The following is an 18196-nucleotide window of genomic DNA, read 5'->3' on the forward strand; positions in this document are numbered from 1 at the left end:
GAGTTACCGAATGGAGCAGGGATGAGTGTTTTTCGACGTGTCGTCTTGCCGGTGGCCTGGCTGCTGGTCTTTGCAGTCATAGCTTTGGCTTTGGTCAAAATCGCGTTCATCGACGGCCTGCGGTCCGAAGAATCCGGGCCGGCCCCGATGGCGCAGGTGGGGACGCCGGCTGTACCCGCGGTCCGGGCCACGGTGACGAACACCGTGCAGCTCAAAGCGACGGTCCAGAGCGATCCCGCACAGGCCGTCCGGAGCACCGCCGCCGGAACCGTGGTGTATATCTACCGGGACGCCGGGACCACAGTCGCCAAAGGCGAGGCGGTGATCCAGGTACGGACGGAGCAGCCCCGCGAAGCGGGGCAGGCTACCGAACCGGGTGAAGAAGCTGCGGAAGAACAGAGCAGCGAACCGGTGTATGTCTACACGGATGTTCCCGCTCCAAGAGGTGGCAAAGTCAGCGAACTCGGTGTGCTGATCGACCAGCAGGTGACCGTTGGCGAGACCGTGGGCAAGGTGGACCCGGGGAGCTACACGGTGTCCGGCCCCGTGACCGCCGCACAGCAGTTCCGGCTCCTGGGCAAGCCGGGCTCGGCGGAGATCGCGCTGACCGGCGGCCCGGCGCCCTTCACTTGCCCGGAAGTGACACTTAAGAACAACGCCTCCGACGCCGGTGCTTCCGGAGGCGGGACGGGTGGCGGCACGGGTGCGGGTGGCATGGCGGTGGCTGCGGGCGGCCTGCAGCCGGCCGCTGTCGCCGTTCCCGGCGGGGGAGGGGAAGCACCCCAGGACGGCGGACCGGCCACCGGGACGTTGAGCTGCGCCATCCCCTCGGGAACGGAGGTCTTCGCAGGCCTCGGCGCCACTATGACCGTGACGGCGGGCGAGTCGAAGAATGTCATCACTGTTCCGCTGAGCTCGGTGAAGGGAAGCGTCAAGGAAGGAATCGTCTGGCTCGCCGGGGAAGCTGCGGCTGTAGCGGACGCCGGAGCCGCGCCAGGTGCCGCACCCGGAGCCCCTGGAGCCCCTGTCCGGGAGGCCCGGGAACCGGAGCAGCGCCGCGTGAAGCTTGGCCTGAACGACGGCTCCAAGGTGGAGGTCACTTCGGGCCTGGCCGAGGGGGACATGGTGCTGGAGTTCGTGCCGGGTGCCGCCGCGAATCCGGCCATGCCCGGCCCGGGGCAAATGATGTACGGTCCGGCGGGCGGCTAGGCATGGAGACCTTGCTGAGCCTGCGCGGGGTCACCCGCTCAGTGGTCCTGCCCGATGACCAGGAACTGCACATCCTGCGGGGCATCGATCTCGAAGTTTTCAGCGGCGACCACACCGCGATCGTCGGCCGCTCGGGCTGCGGAAAATCCACCCTCCTGAACCTGCTTGGGCTGTTGGACGTTCCCAGCAACGGCGAACTGGACTTCCTGGGAACTCCGGTGCAGCGCATCGGCGGCAACGCCCGGGCCCGGTTGCGCGGCTCCACGGTGGGTTTCGTGTTCCAGCAGTTCAACCTGCTGCAGGGTCGCAGCGCCTTGGACAACGTCATGACTCCGCTGTACTACGCCAAGGGCAGGGACTTCTGGCGGCGCCGCGAACTGGCCATGGAAATGCTGGACCGCGTGGGCCTCGCCGCCCGGGCGGGAGCCAAACCGAACATGATGTCCGGCGGCGAGCAGCAGCGGATCGCCATCGCGCGGGCGCTCGTTCGGCGCCCCCGGCTGATTCTCGCCGATGAGCCCACCGGGGCGCTCGACGTCGAAACCGGGCAGTCCGTGATGGCGTTGCTCGATTCGATCGCCACTGAGTCTGCCGCGGCCTTGGTGACCATCACCCACGACCATAATGTGGCGGCATTGGCGAGGTCCCGGTACCGCCTCGACGCGGGCGTGCTGCAGGCAGCGGCGGAGGTTCCGGCATGAGCGGCTTTCTTTCCGGCATCGTTTCGGCGCTTGTGGAGGCCTGGCAGGAACTGCGCATCAACAAGGTCCGCATCCTGCTGGCGCTGGTGGGCGTGGCGGTTTCAGTGACCGCTCTGACTTCAGTGGTGGGCGTGGGAGACCTCGCCCGGGAAGGCTTCAAGGTCCAGGCGGAACGCAGCCAGGGGCGCACGGCAACGGTCGCGCTGAGCGTCAACGGACCCACCATGCCGGATCCCGAACGGCTCGAGAAGGCCTATCAGGGGATCGTGGAACGCTATGGGATCAGCTATTGGACCCACACAGGGCAGGCTCAGGCGCGCTTCCAGTTCCCGGGAGGCGTCCAGGATGTACAGATGACGCTGGTGGATCCGGGCTACGGGGTCATCCACCGCACGGACGTCACGCGCGGCTCGTGGTTTGCAGACGATGACGAACAGCGGTTGGCGCCCGCTGTCGTCGTTTCGGAGGCGTTCTACAACACAGCCGGCAGGCCGGACCTCGTGCGGAAACCCCTGGCGAAGCTCGTCGGGGATCAAGAGACGACGGCGGTGATCATCGGCGTCGTACCCGATCTCTTCCCGCAGGCGCCGCCGTCGGCGTTCATGCTGAACAGGGCGGCGCAAACCGCAGGAATTGCCGAGGGCTTCGGCCAGTTCAAAGTGTGGGTGCAGGACGGGCAGGCCGAGGCGTTGATGCCCGCCATGCAGGCGGACCTGCAGCTGCAGTTCCCGGACATGTACGTGGACGTCAGCCGCGTGGACTACGCCGCCCACGGGGACCCGATCGCCGTAGCGCAGCTGGTGGTGGGCGCGGTGGCCGGGCTGGTGCTTCTCCTCGGCGCCATGGGCATGCTGAACATCTCGATGGTGACCATCCGCTACCGGGTCCGGGAGATCGGCATCCGCCGCAGCTTCGGCGCCACCTCGGGCCGGATCTTCGTGGGCGTCATGATGGAATCACTCGTGGCCACCGCGGTGGCGGGGATCGTCGGCGTCATGCTGGCGGTGGCCGTGGTGAAGAATCCTTGGATCCAGCAGAAGGTGGCACCGGCGCTGAGCGAATACCCGCCGTTTCCGCTTGAGGCGGCGATACTGGGCTTCGGTGCCGCCGTGCTGGTGGGCGCCCTGGCCGGGGCGATCCCGGCCTTGGTGGCCGTGCGGATCAAGGTGATCGACGCGATCCGGTTCTGATGGTTACCGCCGGTCGACGGTAACCATCAGGACCTCAGTTCCTGGCCGCGGCCGCCTCTTCGACCAACTGGCCCTGCTGCAGTCGGAAGCGGCGGTCCGCCTTCCGGGCCAGGCCGCGATCGTGCGTGACCACCAGGATGGTGGTGTTGTGGTCGCGGCTCAGGGAGCTCAGCAGCTCGATGATGTGCCCGCCGGTCTGCTCATCGAGGTTTCCGGTGGGTTCGTCGGCGAGGATCAGCTTCGGCTCGTTGGCCAGCGCACGGGCGATCGCCACGCGCTGCTGCTCGCCGCCGGAGAGGCGGTTGGTCCGTCGCGTCTGCTTCTCCGGATCCAGCTGCACTTGCTCCAGCAGTTCCCTGGCGCGCTGGGCCCGCGCCGACGTGCGGACGCCCGCGAATTCCATCGGCAGCATCACGTTGTCCACGGCGCTGAGGTTGGGGATCAGGTTGAACTGCTGGAAGACGAAACCGATGTCCCGGCGGCGGTACTCAGTCAGCTTGCCGTCCGGGAGGCCAGCCAGGCTGACGCCATCGACGACGACGTCCCCGCTGGTGGGCTTGTCCAACGCACCCAGGAGGGACAACAGCGTGCTCTTGCCGCTGCCGCTCTTGCCCACGATGGAGGCCAGCTGGCCCTTCCCGAGCTCGAAACTGACGCCGTTGACCGGCTTGATGGTGCGGTCCCCGGACGTGAACTGGCGGACCAGGTCCTTGGCTTCAATCATGGCTATTCTCCTCGGAGGACTTCGATGGGGCGGATGCGGGCCGTGAGCAGGGCCGGGACGAGGGCGCCGATGATGGCCACCCCGAAGACGGCGGTGATGCCTGCGGCGATCACGCCGGGGGAGGCGCTCGCGGTGACGGATGTCAGCAACTGCGTGGCGCCGCCGAAGGGGCCGCCCTGGCCGCCGAAGCCGCCGCCGAAGCCGCCTCCGGGGCCGCGCTGATCCACGGCGCCGGCTCCACTTGAGCTGGAGGAACTGATCAGCGCCGAGGCGATGCCTCCACTGGCGAACGAGGCGATCGCCGCGCCCACGACGCTGCCGAGCGCCACCAGGACGAGGGCTTCGAGGACGAACTGCAGCCCGATGGTGCGGTTGCGTGCGCCAATGGCTTTCAGGACGCCGATTTCCCGGCGGCGCTCGCGGACCAGCATGACCATGATGAGCAGGATGATGAGGCCGGCGGTGGCCAGTGCCGCGATGAAGGCCACGAGGGAGATGCCCTTGACGCTGTTGAGGGAGCTGACGGCCGTCTCGAGGTTTCGCTGGCCCTGGGTGACGTCGGCCTTGCTGGAACCGAGCGCCGCTTGGAGCGCGGTCTTGGTGCTGTCGACGTTCTCCATGCTGTTGACCGTGACCACCATGCTGGAGAGTTCACCGGGGGTTTCGGCGAGGGCCTGCGCCTCGGCCAGGGTCAGGTACACGGCGTTGTTGCCGAAGGTGGTGCCGGCATCGAAAATGCCGGCCACGGTGAAGGTCTTGCCCGCAACCGTGAAGGTGGAGCCGGTTGCGAGCTTGTTCTTCCCGGCCAAGGTGGTTCCCACGAGGGCCTTGGTGCTGGCCGCTGAGTAATCGCCCAGGCCGGTTCCGCTGGTGATGTCCAGGGCCTTGCCCGAGCTGTCCACCTCGGCGGCGGTACCGGTGGCGGTGATCGGCAGCGTGAAGGTGCGTACCGGCTCTGTGCCGTTTCCGGTACCGGTGCCAGTGCCGTTCGTGCTGCCGGTGTTGTTGTTCCGGTTGCCGAGGGTTCCGGCATCAATGGCGGCAGTCAGGCTGGTGGTGACTCCCCCCGCCTGCCCGCCCGGTCCTCCGGCACCGGGCTGGGCGGTGCCGGCGGCAGCGTTGGCGGTGTCCGTCGTCGCGGTTTCAGTGCGAAGCCGCAGCGCCTTGGTTCCCACCACGGAGGTGACGTTGGGGACGGCTGCGGCGGTGGCGGCTTCCGCAGCGGTGAGGGGTTCCCCGCCGCCTTCGAACCCCTGGCCGCCGGCCGGGTTGACCGTGAGGGTGGTGCCCACGGATGCGTTCAGCTCCTGGACCTTGGCCCCCACGGCCTGGTTGGCGACGAGCATGGACAGGGCCAGCCCGATGGCGACGGCCAATACCGCCACCACGGCTGCCGTTCTGATCTTGTTGCGGAAGGCGTTGCCGACGCTGCGGGCAAGGACGCTCACGGTTCTCCTAGGGATCCGGTGCCGGCCAGGAAGCGCCGGCGTCGGAACCAACATTTCCGCCCCCGCCTGTGCGGACAACTGCACGAAGCTATGTTTGCGCTGTGAAGCTTTCGGCGTCCCGGGCACAAGCCCTTAAACAACTGATGCCCGGCCCCAAACGGGGGCCGGGCATCAGCTTGTTGCGTTACTTGGTGATGGGGCCGAGGACCGGATCGTCCACGTAGGCCGTCTTCACGTTCTCCTTGGTGACAATCACCGGGGGAAGCAGGTAGGCCGGAACGGTCTTCACACCGTTGTTGTAGGACTTGTCGTCGTTGATCTCGAGCTTCTTGCCCTCCTGGAGACCCTTGACCATCTCGATCGCGTGCTCCACGAGCTTGCGGGTGTCCTTGTTGATGGTGGAGTACTGCTCACCAGCCATGATCGACTTCACGGACTCGACCTCGGAGTCCTGGCCGGTCACCACGGGAACCGGCTTGCCGGCGCCCTTGACGGAGGTGATGATGGCGCGGGCCAGGGTGTCGTTGGGGGAGAGGACGCCGTCGAGGGTGGTGGAGCCGTAGCTGCCGGCCATCAGGGTGTCCATGCGCTTCTGGGCGTTTTCAGCCTTCCAACCCTGGGTCACTGCCTGTTCGAAGGTCTTCTGTCCCGAGACCACCTTCAGCGTGCCGTCGTCGATCTTGGGCTGCAGGACCTTCATGGCGCCGTCGAAGAAGACCTTCGCGTTGGCATCGTCAGGGGAGCCGGCGAAGAGCTCGATGTTGTACGGGCCGGAGGCCTTCTTGGCCTTCATGCCGTCCAGCAGGGCCTGGCCCTGGAGTTCGCCGACCTTGAAGTTGTCGTAGGCCACGTAGTAGTCCACGGCGTCCGTGTTCTTCACCAGGCGGTCGTAGGCGATGACCACGGCGCCGGCATCGTGCGCCTGCTTCAGCTGGGTTCCCAGCTGGGAACCATCGATGGCGCCGACGATGATGACCTTGGCGCCCTTGGTGACCATCGCGCTGATCTGGTTCTGCTGCTCCGAGACACCGCCGTTGGCGAACTGGACGTCCGCCTTGAAGCCGGCGGACGTCAGTCCGTCGTTGAAAAGCTTCTCTGCCAGGACCCAGTTTTCGCTCGTCTTCTGGGGAAGCGCGACGCCGATCGAGGAGTTCTTCGGGAAGGCTTCGCCGCCTGCCGTGGAACCTCCGCCCGTGCCGCTGTCTGAGCGGCCGCAGGCCGTCAGCGCCACTGCTGCGATAGCAGCGATTGCTGCCGCCTTTCCAGCTTTACCAAACATGCGCATATCTAGCTTCCTTTTTTCGTGGGTTGGAAATCGGACTCGAGCGTTTCCGCTCAGGCTTCCTTGGAGATGACTTCTTTGGTGGAGGTGGTTTCGTCCGGTGTGAGCTCCTCGCTGCGGCGCCCGAAGTTCTTCATCATCATGCCGATGATCGACTTCTTGCCCTGGGTCTTGTTGTAGACATCGAAGGCCACGGCGGCCAGCAGGACCAGGCCCTTGATGATCTGGGTCAGGTCGGCGCCGACGCCCAGCAGTTGCAGGCCGTTATTCAGGACAGCCATGACGAGACCACCGACGATGGAGCCGATGACAGTGCCGACGCCGCCGGTGACGGCCGCGCCGCCGATGAATACGGCGGCGATCGCGTCAAGTTCCCAGCCCACGCCGTCAAACGGTCCCGAGGCTGTGGAGCGGCCGACGAAGATCATGCCGGCCAGGCCGGCCAGGATGGACATGTTCATCATGACCATGAAGTTGACCTTCTTGGACTGGACACCCGAGAGTTCGGCCGCGTGCCGGTTGCCGCCGACCGCGTAGATGTGCCGGCCGATGACGGTCTTGGCGGAGATGAAACCGTAGATCAGGACGAGGACGGCGAGGATCAGGCCGGGGATCGGGAAGGACGTTCCTGGGCGGCCGGTGGCGAACAGGTAGGTGGCATACAGGATGGCACCGCAGACCAAGACCAGCCGGGTGACCATGACCCAGGCTTCGTTCACTTCGGCGCCCAGCGCCTTGGCGGTCCGGCGGGCACGGACTTCGCCGATCACCACGAAGGCAACGGCCGCAAGGCCGATCAGCAGCGTGAGGTTGTTGAACCCCGTGTTGGGGCCGACTTCGGGCAGGTAGCCGGAACCGATGTACTGGAAATCGTTGGGAACCGGGATGGTGTTGGACTTGCCGACGAACTGGTTGAAACCGCGGAAGAGGAGCATGCCCGCCAAGGTCACGATGAAGGCGGGGATGCCGACGTACGCGGTCCAGAATCCTTGCCAGGCCCCGATCAAGGCACCCAAGGCCAGCCCCAGCAGGATCCCCATGTACCAGGGAATGCCCCAGTCCCGGATGGCGAGGGCAACCGTGACGCCCACCACGGCGGCCACAGAACCGACGGACAGGTCGATGTGGCCGGCGATGATCACCAGGACCATGCCGATGGCGAGGATGAGGATGTAGGAGTTGCCGTTGAAGAGGTTGATGACGTTGCCGGGAGTCAGGGTCCGGCCCTCGGTGAAGATCTGGAAGAAGACGATCAAGGCAACGAGGGCGAAGATCATGCCGAATTGTCGGGTGTTGCCGCCGAATAGCTTCTTGAGAGCGTTCATGGTGTGTTCCTTGTGTCCTGGAGAGTCTGGGTGGTGGCAGCCGTCAGGCTGACTTTCGGTTGGACGTCATGAGTTTCATGAGGCTTTCCTGGCTCGCCTCGTCCTTGTTCAGCACCCCGGTGATGGAGCCTTCGAAGATCGTGTAGATCCGGTCGGACAACCCCAGCAGCTCGGGCAATTCGGAGGAAATGACGATCACGCCCTTGCCCTGGTTGGCCAGCCTTTGGATGATGCCGTAGATCTCGTACTTGGCTCCGACATCGATGCCGCGGGTCGGCTCGTCGAGGATCAGGAGTTCGGGGTCCGTGAACATCCATTTGGCGAGGACCACCTTCTGCTGGTTCCCGCCGGAAAGCTTGGCCACCCCTTCTTCAACACTCGGTGTCTTGGTGCGCAGGGACTTGCGGTATTCCTCGGCCACGGTGAATTCCTTGTCGGTATCCACGACGAAGTTCTTGCTGACAGCCCGCAGGTTCGCGGACACCGTGGTGGTCTTGATGTCGTCGAGGAGGTTCAGGCCCAGGGTCTTGCGGTCCTCGGTGACATAGCCGAGCCCGGCATCGATGGCCTGCCGGACGTTGTGCATCCGGATTTCCTTGCCGTTCTTGAAGACCTGGCCGGAAATGAAACGCCCGTAAGAGTGCCCGAAGACTGAACGCGCGAGCTCGGTGCGCCCGGCCCCCATCAGCCCGGCGAATCCGACGATCTCGCCGCGGCGGACGTAGAAGTTGGAACCCTTGCAGACCAATCGGTCCTGGATCTGCGGGTGGCCCACCGTCCAGCCCTTGACCTCGAAGAACACTTCGCCGATTTTCGGGGTGTGCTCCGGGAACCGCGATTCCAAGGTGCGGCCCACCATGCCCTTGATGATGCGGTCCTCGTCCACGCCGTCGCCCTTCACGTCCAGGGTCTCGATGGACTTGCCGTCGCGGATGATCGTGATGGAGTCGGCGATCTGTTCGATCTCGTTGAGCTTGTGCGAAATCATGATCGACGTGATGCCCTTGCTACGCAGGCCGGAGATCAGGTCCAGCAGGTGCTGGGAATCCGATTCGTTGAGCGCCGCCGTGGGCTCATCCAGGATGAGGAGCTTCACGGACTTGTTGAGGGCCTTGGCGATCTCGACAAGCTGCTGCTTTCCGACGCCGATTTCCTTGATCGGGGTGTCCGGGTCCTCGCGGAGTCCCACGCGGGCCAGCAGTTCGAGCGAACGACGGCGGGCCTCGGCCCAGTCGATCACGCCGCGCTTGGTGGGTTCGTTGCCGAGGAAGATGTTCTCCGTGATGGAGAGTTCGGGGATGAGCGCGAGTTCCTGGTGGATGATCACGATGCCTGCGTGCTCGCTGGCCCGGATGTCCTTGAACTGCTGCACCTCGGCCTGGTAGACGATGTCTCCGCTGTAGCTGCCGTAGGGGTAAACGCCGGAGAGGACCTTCATGAGGGTGGATTTGCCGGCGCCGTTTTCGCCGCAGATCGCGTGCACTTCGCCGGCCTTGACCCGGAGGTTCACATCCGACAGGGCCTTCACCCCGGGGAACTCCTTGGTGATGGACCGCATTTCGAGGATCACAGGATCCTTGCGCGTGGTGGGGGTCGTCATTAGCCCTTACGCCTCCAATGCCTGACTTCGTTGTCGCCCCGGAAAGTCGGGGCTGCCTGATGAAAAGTAAACTGGATCACTGGTCTTGTCGTCAAGAGTTGAACGCAAGAGTTTTGCTGTGGCCGGGTTTGGCCGTGAGGGGACTCCGGTTTTCGCCCACCGTCAGCCGGTGCTGATGCCCGCGTGCTGGAACACCAGCGCAGCCGCCCCGAGGGCTTCCGCGCGGGCGCCGAGGGAGGACATGGTCAGCGTGGTCGTCTCGCCGACCACCGGCACCGCGTGGCGGATGAGGCCGCGCCGGATCGGGTCCAGGAGGGTTTCGCCGAGCCCGGCCAGCGGACCGCCCACCACGATCACCTCGGGGCCGATCAGGTTGGCAACGTTGCCCAGCGCACGGCCCACGGCGAGGCCCGCGTCGTCGATCACGCGCAGGGTTGCCTGGTCCTTCGCGAGGGCGTTGCGCACGAGGTCTTCGGGCTCCAGGCTCCTGCCCGTGCTCTTGCCGAGGAGTTCGATCATGGTGCTGGTGGAAGCCACCGTTTCCAGGCAGCCGCGGTTGCCGCACCGGCAGATGGCACCGTATTCGTGGATGGTCGCGTGGCCTATTTCGCCGGTGATCCCCACTGCCCCGTAGTAGGGTGCGCCGTTGAGGATCAGCCCGGCGCCGATGCCCGAGCCGATCTTCAGGAACATGAGGTCGTCCACTCCGGTGTGCGGCCCCCAGGTGACTTCGGACAGGGCGCCGAGATTGGCGTCGTTGTCGACGTACACGGGCATGTCCAGTGCGCGCTCAAGGCGTTCGAGGATGTGGAACCCGACCCATTCGGGCAGGATCGCGCCCTGCGCCACGGTCCCGGTGCGGCGGTCGATCGGCCCGGCGATGCCGGCGCCGGCGCCCACCACTGCCCGGCGCTCCACGCCGTTTTCCTTGAGCAGTTTGTCGAGGAGTTCGACGGCGGCCGCAATGCCTTCTTCCGCATGGTGGCCCAGGGGGAGCGTGACGGTTTCCTCGGCGAGCACGTGGTAGCCCAGGGAGGCGAGGACCACCCGCAGGTGCCGCCGGCCGAAATCGATGCCGACGGCGACGGCGCCGTGGCTGTTGAGCCGTACGCTTAGTGCCCGGCGCCCCGAACTGGTCACCGGTTCGGTGGAGACCAGTCCTGCCCCCTGCATGATCTTCACGATGTTGGACACGGTGGCCGTGGAGAGGCCGGTCTGCCGTGAAAGCTCGGCTTGGGTGGCCGGTCCGCTGAGCAGGCACTCGATGAGGCGCTGCTGGTTGAGATGGCGCAGTGCTGACTGTGACCCAGGGGCGGATTGCGAGCCGGGGTTCTTGCGGGGGCTCGTTGCCGAGCGCGTCGTTGCGGGCATTTAAGAAGCGTGCACCAAAGGCACATTTGTAGTCAAGAAGTTAACACAAGCCAATGGGATGCGGCCAAAGGGAATCCCCTCCGGTGCGGTTCCGGGCGCTCCTCCGGGCGCCCTCCGAAGCCGGCTGCAAGCGTGGTGCGTTCCATCCCCGAACTGGATGAAACAGGTCCAATCGTCTCCAAGTGCGGTGGCCCGCGCTGCGTATCGTGGGAGCACAACCGAGAGCCATTGAAGGGGTAATGATGCTGCTGGCCGTGCTGCAGGCGAACGCTGCTGTCCTGGACGTCGACGCGAACCTGGCGGTCATTGACGATGCGGCCCGCCGTGCCGCCGCGGCCGGCGCTTCCTTGCTGCTCACCCCCGAACTCTTCCCCGTGGGCTACGCACCCCTGCGCATCGACGCGGAGTTCGACTACGCGACGCTGCCGGACCTCCGCGAACGACTTGCCGCGACGGCGCGCCGGCACGGGATCGGCCTCGTCTACAGCCTTCCCGCCCGCGATGAATCGGGGGCGCACCGCATCACCGCCACCCTCCTGGATCGTCGCGGCGCAACCCTGCTCGACTATGGCAAGGTCCACCTCTTCGGCGGGGACGAACGCAAGGCGTTCAGTCCGGCGTCGGCCGCCCCCGCCGTCGTCGCCTTCGAAGGACTGCAGGCCTCCCTGCTGATCTGCTACGACGTTGAATTCCCCGAGGCCGTGCGCGCGGCCGCCGTCCGCGGCGCCGAACTCCTCCTGGTCCCGACGGCCCTGTCTGCGGGGTTCGATGCCGTCCCGCAGGTGCTTTTGCGGGCCCGGGCCTTGGAGAGCCAGCTTACCGTGGCCTACGCCAACCACAGCGGACACGAGGACGGCTGTGAGTTCGCCGGCGGCAGCGTGGTGGCGGGGCCCGACGGCGCGCTGCTGGCTTCGGCGGGCGACGGGCCGGTGCTGTTGTTCGCCGAAGTGTCCGCGGACGATGCCCGGGCCGCGCGGGAGAAGGTGCCGTACCTGAGGGAACGGCGTCCGGAACTGTACCGGGACTGGGAAGCCCCCGGCCGCGACTCCTGACGAAGCCGGTGCCCATGGACCCCCGCTGCGGCTGCTGGTAGCCTCCCGCCCATGGCTGTTGCACCCGCCCTGCTTGACTGGCTGTTGGATTCGGACCCTGCCCTGCGTTGGCAGGTGGAGCGCGACCTTGCCGGTGCGGCGCCCGAGGTGTGGCAGGAGAGCCGCAGTCGGGTTGGCAGGGAGGGCTTCGGTGCCCGGCTGCTCGCGCTGCAGGATCCGGACGGACAGTGGGCCGGCGGTGCCTACTTCCCGGCCGGGCATGATTTCGCGTCCGAAGAACCCGGCCAGCCGTGGACCGCAACGACCTGGTCGCTCAATGCACTGCGCGAGTGGGGCCTGGACGCCGCAGCACTTTCCGGCACGGCAGAACTGCTCGACGCCAACAGCCGTTGGGAATACGACAACCTGCCCTACTGGGGCGGCGAGGTGGATTGCTGCATCAACGCCTATACCCTGGCCAACGGGGCATGGCTCGGGGCAGATGTTTCCGGACTGGCGCGTTGGTTTGTTGAGCACCGGCTGCCGGACGGCGGCTGGAACTGCGAATGGGTGGAAGGTTCCTCGCGCTCGTCCTTCCATTCGACCATCAATTCCCTGAAGGGCCTGCTGTACTACGAGCAGGCCGGCCTCGCCGGCGGGGAACTGGCGTCGGCCCGCCGCGCGGGCGAAGAGTACCTGCTGGAACGGCGCCTGCTGTACCGAAGGTCGACGGGGGAGCAGGTGGCGCACTGGGCCAGCCGGTTCGTGTATCCGTTCCGCTGGTTCTACAGCGTGCTGAATGCGACGGACTACTTCCGCTCCGCCGCGCTGTTTGACGGCGCGACGCCGGACCCGCGCCTTTCCGATGCGATCGAGACCGTCCGCGCCGCCCGTGGTCCGGACGGACGCTGGATCCAGGAGCGCCGGCACCCGGGCGATGTGTGGTTCGAAGTCGATGTGCCGGCCGGGGAGCCGTCCAAGTGGCTCACTTTTTATGGCACGCGTGTGCTGGAATGGTGGGACGGCGCCCAAAGGGGGCCCGCCACCTAGGCCGGCACGTCGTCCACGTACTGCAGCGCGATCCAGAGTTCGGCCCGCACCTGCGCGTCGTTGAGGTCCTTGCCCAGCAGTTCGCCCACTTGGCCGATCTGCCGCCGGATACTGTTGCGGTGCAGCCCCAGGCGCTTGGCGGAGCCGTCCCAGCTTCCGTTCTCCGCCAGCCAGCCGCGCAGGACGGCCAGCAGCGGATCCCGCTTCCCGGCGTCGAGCGCCAGCAATGGCTCCAGCAGTCGCGAGGCGAGCATGGTTCCGGCTTCACGCCCGAGCAGGCCCGTGACGCTCCAGCTGGCCTCGTCCACACGGGTGCTGCGCCCGCTGGACTGGACCTTCGACCGCAGCGAGGACGCACGCCGGTACGCGGCAGGCAGGCTGCCGAGCTCCGCGGCGTCGCCGATCACCAGGCGCCAGCCCAGCTTCTCGACCTCGGCCACCAGCGCGTCGTCCACCTTCAGCCGGGTGACCGCGGCGAAGCCGTAGTCAGTGATTTCCACGAGCTTCGTGTCGAACAGCCGACGCCATTGCAGCAGCTCCCGTACCGGGCTGTCTCCGGCGGGCCATTCGGGCGAGTCGGCCTTGATGCCCTGGACCACGCGGACCGCGGCGGAACGGCTGGAAGACAGACTCTGCGCCAACAGGTCCTTGAGGCCGTTGACGTGCCGCGTGCCGCCCGCTGCAAGGCTGTCCGGGTGCAGCAGCAGCGCCGTCGCGAGCTGGCTGGGCGCGAGCGAACCGCTGGTGCGCTGCCGGACCAGCAGTTCCAGCAGGCCCACCACGGACTGCACCACGTTGTTCTGGGCGGGCGTGAGGGCCTCATCGGAGCCGAGGATCAGCGCCCCCAGGTTGGCATCCTTGGTGCTGCGCAACGGATGGCCGAAGACCATGGCCGAGCCCGGCTGCTCGAAGCCGTCCATCTCCACGCGCGGGCCGCTGCCGGAGAGGAGGCGTTCCAGCATGGGCTCCAGGAGTGAAAGCTCGACGCCGGTGCCGCCGCGGCCGGTGCCGGCGGATCCGCCGCTGCCGGTGCTGCTCGAACCGCCGGTGCTGCTCGTTCCGCTGGCGCTGTGCGCCCGTGCCCGGACCCGTCCGTCGGCGCCGAACAGCAGCGCCCACACCGGCACCCTCTGGACCAGGGCGGCCAGGAGTTCGTGTTCGGGCCTGGGGGAGAGGACCGCCCGCATCAGCTGCCGGTTGATCTCCGCGAGTTGGCGGAATACCCGGGCGTTGTCCGTTTCGAGAAGCTGCGAAAATTCCAGGCCGATCGCGGCGAAGGGAATGGACTCGGGGATTTCGATCAAGGTGAGGCCGTGGCGGCGGCAGGCTTCGAGCAGGCTTGAGGGCACCTCGTCGAAATAGGGCCGCACGCCGAATCCCAAGGCGCGCACTTTCGCGTCCACCAGGCGCCGGACGTAGGCATCGATGCGTTCCGGGGTGCCGCCGTCGCCCCGGAAGGGCAACCCGGCGGTGAGCAGGAACTCGCCTTCGGGAACGTAAGGCGTGGGGTCTTCGAGCTCGCTGGGTTCCACCCAGCGCAGCGGTTCGGCCATGCCGCCGCCCATGCCGCCGTCCATGCCGCCGTCGTGCAGGATCCGCATGCCGGCGGGCAGCTGGGCGAGGAGCTGCTCCAGTGTGACGGCACCCAGCGGGCCGCTCGGCTGCGTCGGCGAAGAGCTGCCGGGCGCTCTGCCGGCAGCTCCGCCAGCGGGCAGGTCTTCGGGTGCATTACGTCTCATGTATGTTGACTATAGGTCACTTTGCACCATCCTGAGAGCTGGCTCACAAGATACCGTTGACCAAGGAAAGCGCAACGACTTCGAAGGGACGTCAATGGTGACTGTGTCCGCCACCCCCGCAACAAAGGCCCCGGCCGGCAGGCCCGGCCTCGGCGCCCAGTTGCTGCGCCGCAAGCCGATCAACCAGATGGTCGAAGAGGCCGGCAACGGCGAAGGCGGCGCCCCGCTGCGCCGCAGCTTCGGCGTCCTGCAACTGACCATGATCAGCGTCGGCGCCACCCTGGGCACCGGCATCCTGGTGATCCTCGGTGAATCCGTGCCCCTGGCCGGACCCGCGATCTGGATCTCCTTCGTGATCGCCGGATTCGCTGCCCTGCTTTCGGCCGTGTCCTACGCTGAAATGGCCGGACTCGTTCCTGTGGCCGGCTCCAGCTACTCCTACTCCTACGCCACCATGGGCGAAGGGATGGCCTGGATCTGTGGTTGGTGCCTCGTCCTCGAATATGCCGTCTCGGTCGCCGCCGTCGCAGTGGGCGCGGGCCAGTACGTCAACGAAGCCCTCGGAGTCTTCGGCCTGGCACTGCCGGACGCGCTCGCCCTGGCTCCGTCCGAGGGCGGAGCGGTGAACCTTTCCGCCGTCGTGATCGTCCTGCTGGCCATGGTGCTGCTGGTGCGGGGCGCCCGCGAAAGCGCGTGGATCAACACGGCGATTGTCGCCGTGAAGGTGGGCATCCTTGTCTTCTTCTGCGCCGTGGCCTTCACCGCCTTCAACGCCGGCAACTTCGAACCGCTGATGCCCATGGGCGCCGCCGGTGTCTCCGCCGCTGCGTCCCGCGTGTTCTTCTCCTACATCGGATTCGACGCCGCCTCCACCGCAGGTGAAGAAGCGAAGAACCCCAAGCGGGACCTGCCCCGGGCCATCATGCTCTCCATGCTGATCGTCACCAGCATCTACGTCCTGGTGGCCGTGGCCGCGATCGGCGCCCGCCCTTGGGGCTGGTTCGACGGCACGGAAGCCGCCCTGGTGCAGATCCTCGAAGAGACCACGCACCAGCCGTGGATCGCCCTGGTGTTCGCTGTGGGCGCCGTCCTGGCCATCGCCAGCATCGTGCTCACAGTCCTCTATGGCCAGACCCGCATCCTGCTCTCCATGTCCCGCGACGGACTGGTGCCGAAAGTCTTCGGCCGCATCTCCCGCCGAACCGGCACCCCGGTGGCCGGAACGCTGATCGTGGGCATCGCCGTCGCGCTCACCGCCGGCTTCGTCCCGCTCGGGGCGCTCGCGGATGCCACCAGCATCGGCACCCTCTTCGCCTTCGCCCTGGTCAACGTGGCCGTGATCTACCTGCGCCGCAACCGCCCGGACCTCAAGCGCAACTTCCGCGTCCCGCTGTACCCGGCCACCCCGATCCTGGGCACCCTGATGTGCGCCTACCTGATGGCCAACCTCGGCGCCGAAACCTGGCTGGTGTTCGGGGCGTGGATGCTTGTGGGGATCGCCCTCTACTTCGGCTATGGACGCCGCAACTCGAAGGTAGCCGCCCTGAGCGAGCAGGACTACCGTGAACTATCCGCCGGGGTTACCGACCCTGAAACCGTGAAGGCAGGACTTTCATGACCACCGCCACCGAACTGCCCGCAGGCGTACCCGCTGCGTCTGTCCCCGGCGACGCGCCCATCACCATGCTGAACCCGGACTTCCCGTTCAGCTACGACCTCTACCTGGAGAACCCGGCCGGCCTGGGCAGCGTGCCGGAATCGCTGTACGGCACCGAAGTGGCCGTCGTCGGCGCCGGCGTCTCCGGCCTGGTCACCGCCTACGAGCTCATGAAGCTCGGCCTCAAGCCCGTGGTCTACGAAGCGGACCAGATCGGCGGCCGCCTGCGCACCGCGTCCTTCCCGGCGGCCCCCGGCGTGGTGGCGGACCTGGGCGGCATGCGCTTCCCGGTTTCCAGCAAGGCCCTCTACCACTACATCGACAAGCTGGGCCTGGAAACGCAGGAGTTCCCCAACCCGCTCGCCCCGCCCACCTCCAGCACCGTGATCGAGCTCAAGGGCGAAAAGTTCTACGCCGAGAAAGCCGAGGACCTGCCGGCGTTCTTCCACGAGGTGGCCGAGGCCTGGCGCGCCGCCCTGCGCGAGGACGCCCGCTTTGAGGAGATGCAGGAGGCCATCAAGGCCCGCGACACCGCGCGCATCAAGGAAATCTGGGACTCGCTGCTGGAGGATTTCGACGAGGAGACCTTCTCGGGCTTCGTCGCCAAGAGCCGCGCCTTCAAGGAGGCCGGCTTCGCGCACCGCGAGGCCTTCGGGCAGGTGGGCTTCGGCACCGGCGGCTGGGATACCGACTTCCCCAACTCCATCCTGGAAATCCTCCGCGTGGTCTACACGGACGCGGACGACCACCACCGCGGCATCGCCGGGGGAGCCCAGCGTCTGCCGGAGGCACTCTGGAACCACGCGCCGTCGGGCATGGCCTACTGGCCGGACGGCACCTCCCTGGCGTCCCTGCACTCCGGTTCGCCCCGCGGGGCTGTGGCGGGGATCGCCCGTGTGAAGGACGACGACGGCGCCCCCACTTCCCGGATCGCCGTCACCGAACGCTGGGGCCGCACGAGCGAGTACGCCGCCGTCGTGACCACCTGCCAGTCCTGGCTGCTCTCCACCCGGATCAAGACCGAGGAGGCGCTGTTCCCGGCGGAGCTGTGGACCGCGATCGAGCGCTCGCACTACATGCAGTCCTCCAAGACCTTCGTGATGGTGGACCGGCCCTTCTGGAAGGACCGCGACCCGCAGACCGGCCAGGAAGTCATGTCCATGACCCTCACCGACCGGCTCACCCGTGGAACCTACCTGCTGGACAATGGCCCGGACCAGCCCGCCGTCATCCTGCTCTCCTACACCTGGAACGACGACGCCCTGAAGTGGCTGAGCCTGGACGCCGAACAGCGCGCCGACCTCATGATCCACTCCCTGGAGCAGATCTACCCGGGCGTGGACATCCGCAGCCACATCGTGGGCCAGCCGATCACCGTGTCCTGGGAATCGGACCCCAACTTCATGGGTGCGTTCAAGGCCAACCTGCCGGGCCACTACCGCTACCAGCAGCGGCTCTACACCCACTTCGAGCAGTCCCGGCTTGAGGCCGGCCACCGCGGCATCTTCCTGGCCGGCGACGACGTCTCCTGGACCGCCGGCTGGGCCGAAGGCGCCGTGACCACGGGCCTGAACGCCGTGTGGGGCGTGGTGAACCATCTGGGCGGTTCTTCCGCGCCGGGCAACCCCGGCCCGGGTGAGCTGCTGGGCGAGTATGGGCCGATCAGCCTGGACTAGGGCGCTCACTGCCAGCGACGCACGAGCCCGGTTGCGGTCCTTCGTGTAGGAGCGCATCGCGGCGCATCGGGCCCCGGAGGTCGCTCAGCGACCGAAGGGGTCCTTATGCGTCGTGTCTAAGCGACTGTGAGGATTTCCGTGGCTGGTCTGGGACTGGCTGGCAGAGTGGGTCCTGGCCGTTCCACCCGTGTTT

At 66.9% G+C, this 18196-nt stretch carries 14 protein-coding genes; 7 read left to right on the plus strand and 7 right to left on the minus strand.

All coding sequences use genetic code 11. The features are described 5' to 3' along the window. Positions 1 to 21: 21 nt before the first annotated feature. The 3 genes from DWV11_RS00890 to DWV11_RS00900 are packed head-to-tail and all read left to right on the plus strand — an operon-like array spanning position 22 to position 3100. Positions 22 to 1209: an efflux RND transporter periplasmic adaptor subunit gene (locus tag DWV11_RS00890; protein ID WP_136017852.1), complete on the plus strand. Its 1188-nt coding sequence runs from the start codon at positions 22 to 24 to the stop codon at positions 1207 to 1209. A gap of 2 nt (positions 1210 to 1211) precedes the next feature. Then, positions 1212 to 1910 (plus strand): ABC transporter ATP-binding protein, encoded by a 699-nt coding sequence (locus DWV11_RS00895; protein ID WP_115786972.1) that lies wholly within the window; start codon positions 1212 to 1214, stop codon positions 1908 to 1910. After that, positions 1907 to 3100, plus strand: coding sequence for an ABC transporter permease (locus tag DWV11_RS00900; RefSeq protein WP_115786974.1), 1194 nt, complete (start codon positions 1907 to 1909; stop codon positions 3098 to 3100). The genes DWV11_RS00895 and DWV11_RS00900 overlap by 4 nt, the downstream gene beginning before the upstream one ends. Positions 3101 to 3134: 34 nt before the next feature. Here the strand turns inward: DWV11_RS00900 and DWV11_RS00905 are convergent, their stop codons facing one another. The 6 genes from DWV11_RS00905 to DWV11_RS00930 all read right to left on the minus strand — a co-directional run bounded on the left by DWV11_RS00905 (position 3135) and on the right by DWV11_RS00930 (position 10850). Further along, positions 3135 to 3824: an ABC transporter ATP-binding protein gene (locus DWV11_RS00905; RefSeq protein WP_115786976.1), complete on the minus strand. Its 690-nt coding sequence runs from the start codon at positions 3822 to 3824 to the stop codon at positions 3135 to 3137. Between the two features lie 2 nt (positions 3825 to 3826). Next, entirely contained in the window at positions 3827 to 5272 is a 1446-nt protein-coding gene (locus tag DWV11_RS00910; protein ID WP_115786978.1) for an ABC transporter permease, read from the minus strand. A 184-nt stretch (positions 5273 to 5456) separates the two neighbouring features. Next, on the minus strand, positions 5457 to 6557 hold the full coding sequence (locus DWV11_RS00915) for a substrate-binding domain-containing protein (protein ID WP_115786979.1): 1101 nt from the start codon (positions 6555 to 6557) through the stop codon (positions 5457 to 5459). A gap of 50 nt (positions 6558 to 6607) precedes the next feature. Beyond that, a complete protein-coding gene (gene mmsB / locus DWV11_RS00920; protein ID WP_115786982.1) occupies positions 6608 to 7879 on the minus strand; it encodes a multiple monosaccharide ABC transporter permease in 1272 nt (423 codons plus the stop codon). Between the two features lie 43 nt (positions 7880 to 7922). Next, positions 7923 to 9479: a multiple monosaccharide ABC transporter ATP-binding protein gene (mmsA, locus tag DWV11_RS00925; RefSeq protein WP_115786983.1), complete on the minus strand. Its 1557-nt coding sequence runs from the start codon at positions 9477 to 9479 to the stop codon at positions 7923 to 7925. Between the two features lie 162 nt (positions 9480 to 9641). Then, on the minus strand, positions 9642 to 10850 hold the full coding sequence (locus DWV11_RS00930) for an ROK family transcriptional regulator (protein WP_115786985.1): 1209 nt from the start codon (positions 10848 to 10850) through the stop codon (positions 9642 to 9644). 242 nt (positions 10851 to 11092) lie between these two features. Between DWV11_RS00930 and DWV11_RS00935 the strand changes: the two genes are divergently transcribed. Continuing rightward, entirely contained in the window at positions 11093 to 11902 is an 810-nt protein-coding gene (locus tag DWV11_RS00935) for a nitrilase-related carbon-nitrogen hydrolase (protein ID WP_425452032.1), read from the plus strand. A gap of 51 nt (positions 11903 to 11953) precedes the next feature. Further along, on the plus strand, positions 11954 to 12931 hold the full coding sequence (locus tag DWV11_RS00940) for a prenyltransferase/squalene oxidase repeat-containing protein (protein ID WP_115786988.1): 978 nt from the start codon (positions 11954 to 11956) through the stop codon (positions 12929 to 12931). Here DWV11_RS00940 and DWV11_RS00945 read toward each other — a convergent pair. Next, a complete protein-coding gene (locus tag DWV11_RS00945; RefSeq protein ID WP_115786990.1) occupies positions 12928 to 14670 on the minus strand; it encodes a PucR family transcriptional regulator in 1743 nt (580 codons plus the stop codon). The genes DWV11_RS00940 and DWV11_RS00945 overlap by 4 nt on opposite strands. A gap of 94 nt (positions 14671 to 14764) precedes the next feature. On the opposite strand from DWV11_RS00945, the gene DWV11_RS00950 reads away from it, so the two are divergent. Further along, positions 14765 to 16288: an amino acid permease gene (locus DWV11_RS00950; protein WP_115786991.1), complete on the plus strand. Its 1524-nt coding sequence runs from the start codon at positions 14765 to 14767 to the stop codon at positions 16286 to 16288. Then, on the plus strand, positions 16285 to 18003 hold the full coding sequence (locus DWV11_RS00955; RefSeq protein WP_210725634.1) for a flavin monoamine oxidase family protein: 1719 nt from the start codon (positions 16285 to 16287) through the stop codon (positions 18001 to 18003). The genes DWV11_RS00950 and DWV11_RS00955 overlap by 4 nt, the downstream gene beginning before the upstream one ends. Positions 18004 to 18196 lie beyond the last annotated feature (193 nt).

It is taken from the genome of Arthrobacter silvisoli, from assembly GCF_003369445.1.
Taxonomy (GTDB): domain Bacteria; phylum Actinomycetota; class Actinomycetes; order Actinomycetales; family Micrococcaceae; genus Arthrobacter; species Arthrobacter silvisoli.